4 protein-coding genes and 2 pseudogenes are annotated in these 2,430 nt (G+C 51.9%); 4 read left to right on the forward strand and 2 right to left on the reverse strand.

All coding sequences use genetic code 11. The features are described 5' to 3' along the window. The 4 genes and pseudogenes from PV763_RS17360 to PV763_RS17375 form a co-directional block, all read left to right on the forward strand. A pseudogene (locus PV763_RS17360) lies at nt 1-297 on the forward strand (mercuric reductase); the annotation flags it as partial. Between the two features lie 17 nt (nt 298-314). Beyond that, a complete protein-coding gene (gene merD, locus PV763_RS17365) occupies nt 315-680 on the forward strand; it encodes a mercury resistance co-regulator MerD (RefSeq protein ID WP_001277463.1) in 366 nt (121 codons plus the stop codon). Then, nucleotides 677-913: a broad-spectrum mercury transporter MerE gene (gene merE / locus PV763_RS17370; protein WP_001087807.1), complete on the forward strand. Its 237-nt coding sequence runs from the start codon at nt 677-679 to the stop codon at nt 911-913. Before merD ends, merE begins: the two co-directional genes overlap by 4 nt. A 65-nt stretch (nt 914-978) precedes the next feature. Then, nucleotides 979-1,191 carry a DUF3330 domain-containing protein gene (locus PV763_RS17375; RefSeq protein WP_420938277.1) on the forward strand — a complete coding sequence of 71 codons (213 nt, stop codon included), beginning with the start codon at nt 979-981 and terminating at the stop codon, nt 1,189-1,191. A gap of 79 nt (nt 1,192-1,270) precedes the next feature. On the opposite strand, the pseudogene PV763_RS17380 reads toward PV763_RS17375, so the two are convergent. Beyond that, nucleotides 1,271-1,894 (reverse strand): annotated as a pseudogene (locus PV763_RS17380) (IS5 family transposase); the annotation flags it as partial. 45 nt (nt 1,895-1,939) lie between these two features. Further along, the coding region (locus tag PV763_RS17385) for a recombinase family protein (RefSeq protein ID WP_420938278.1) at nt 1,940-2,430 on the reverse strand (491 nt) is incomplete at its 5' end.

Below are 2,430 nucleotides of genomic sequence, written 5' to 3' on the forward strand. Positions count from 1 at the left end.
ACCGACAGTCGCACCTTGACCTTGGACAACGTGCCGCGTGCGCTTGCCAACTTCGACACACGCGGCTTCATCAAGCTGGTCATCGAGGAAGGTAGCGGACGGCTCATCGGCGTGCAAGCGGTGGCCCCGGAAGCGGGTGAACTGATCCAGACGGCGGTGCTCGCCATTCGCAACCGTATGACCGTGCAGGAACTGGCCGACCAATTGTTCCCCTACCTGACCATGGTCGAAGGGCTGAAGCTCGCGGCGCAGACCTTCAGCAAGGACGTGAAGCAGCTTTCGTGCTGCGCCGGATGAGGAAAAGGAGGTGTTCAATGAGCGCCTACACAGTGTCCCGGCTGGCCCTTGATGCCGGGGTGAGCGTGCATATCGTGCGCGACTACCTGCTGCGCGGATTGCTACGGCCGGTCGCGTGCACCACGGGCGGCTACGGCTTGTTCGATGACACCGCGTTGCAACGGCTGCGCTTTGTACGGGCTGCCTTCGAAGCGGGTATCGGCCTGGACGCACTGGCGCGGCTGTGCCGGGCGCTGGATGCTGCGGACGGTGACGGTGCGTCTGCGCAGCTTGCCGTGTTGCGGCAACTCGTCGAGCGTCGGCGCGAGGCCCTGGCCAGCCTCGAAATGCAACTGGCCGCCATGCCAACCGAACCGGCACAGCACGCGGAGAGTCTGCCATGAACAGCCCAGAGCACTTGCCGTCTGAGACGCACAAACCGATCACCGGCTACTTGTGGGGCGCGCTGGCCGTGCTCACCTGTCCCTGCCATTTGCCGATTCTCGCCATTGTGCTAGCCGGCACGACGGCCGGCGCGTTCATCGGGGAGCACTGGGGTATTGCAGCCCTCACGCTGACCGGCTTGTTTGTCCTGTCTGTGACGCGGCTGCTGCGGGCCTTCAAGGGAAGATCATGACCGCTTCCCAGCCAGCCGAGAGTGGGCAGCTTTGAGCTTCGCTACCAATCTGGAGGAGTACCACCATGAACGCAAACGCCCCGAACACTGCCAGTTGCACCACCTGCTGCGTATGCTGCAAAGAAATTCCGCTCGATGCCGCCTTCACCCCGGAAGGCGCGGAATACGTCGAACATTTCTGCGGGCTGGATTGCTATGAACGCTTCCAGGCACGCGCCAAGGCCGCGACAGAATCTGACATTGCGTCTGTCCCTGGCGGTTCGCAGCCGTCAGATTGAGGCATTCTTCAAATTAACATAGGGACTGGCTTTGTTGCATAAAGGTTTGAAAGATAGAGCGATCCTAATTGAGCCAAATTCAAGTGACAACTTGGGTGTGAGGGCGCCCCAATTCTGTGAATTTGTTCAAGACGGCTACGCGTGCATGAATCTCATTCACCTGACTAGGAAAACTCCTTGCTGTTAATTTATCGCCTAATAATTTGATGCAATGCATCTTGGTTTCCACCAAACTTCGACGATGATAACCAGACCACTTTTTCCAAAGTGACCTTCCTAGCAGTTTGACTGTTTTCAATAACTCATTTCGTTCTATAGACCTGACTTGCTGATCTTTCCAAGGCTTTGCATTCTTCCTGGGTGGAATGACCGCATGTGCATCACGATTTAAAATGACTTGTCGGCAGTGCTTTGTGTCATAAGCACCATCTGTATAGACTGAATCAATTCGTTCATCCAAGGGAACTTGAGAAAGTAAATCTTCGAGCACTTGTGAATCGCTGACATTATTTGTCGTGAGTTGTACTGCACGTATTTGAAGGGTTTCAGCTTCTATAGCAATATGGAGCTTACGCCATTGGCGACGATATTCAGATCCATGTTTCTTGCATTTCCATTCACCTTCACCTAGAAACTTCAAGCCAGTAGAGTCCACGAGTAGATGCAGACCATCTCTACTTTTTTGGTAGCTAATTGTAATATCTGAATAGCCACTGATTTTGTAGGCACCTTTCAGTCCATCTAGTGACTAATTAATTTGTTTTAAATACCGATAGACAGCCTGTCTACTGATACCAAACGCTTTTGCCAGATCAACTTTTGATGAATACTTCCCTTCTTTCCAGGCTTGCAGTAATGCTTTAGCTTGATCTGGATTCAATTTATGGACACGACCTTTATATTTGCCCTGAGCTGCTGCGATCTTAATCCCTTCTTTCTGACGTTCTAAGATAATTTCCCGCTCGAATTGAGCAAAAGCACCCATCAGTTGCAGCATCAAATTATCCATCGGCGTGGATTGGGCAGTAAAAGTAATATTCTCTTTTACAAACTGGATGGCGATCCCTCTTTTGACCAGTTTATCTACTTCAGTGACCAAATCTTTTAGACTTCGTGCAAAACGATCCATGGAATGTACAATCACCCTATCCCCTTCCCGGACGGCACTGTTGCAAATAGAGATTTGAGTCGATGATGTTCCCTTTAAAAAGTACTTAGAGACCGAAAACCCTGTTGATT

Source organism: Acinetobacter sp. AS5 (assembly GCF_048957595.1).
GTDB lineage: Bacteria > Pseudomonadota > Gammaproteobacteria > Pseudomonadales > Moraxellaceae > Acinetobacter.

Coding starts and splice junctions, on each gene's coding strand:
- merE (WP_001087807.1), top strand. CDS start 677: ATGAACAGCCCAGAGCACTTGCCGTCTGAGACGCACAAACCGATCACC.
- merD (WP_001277463.1), top strand. CDS start 315: ATGAGCGCCTACACAGTGTCCCGGCTGGCCCTTGATGCCGGGGTGAGC.
- PV763_RS17375 (WP_420938277.1), top strand. CDS start 979: ATGAACGCAAACGCCCCGAACACTGCCAGTTGCACCACCTGCTGCGTA.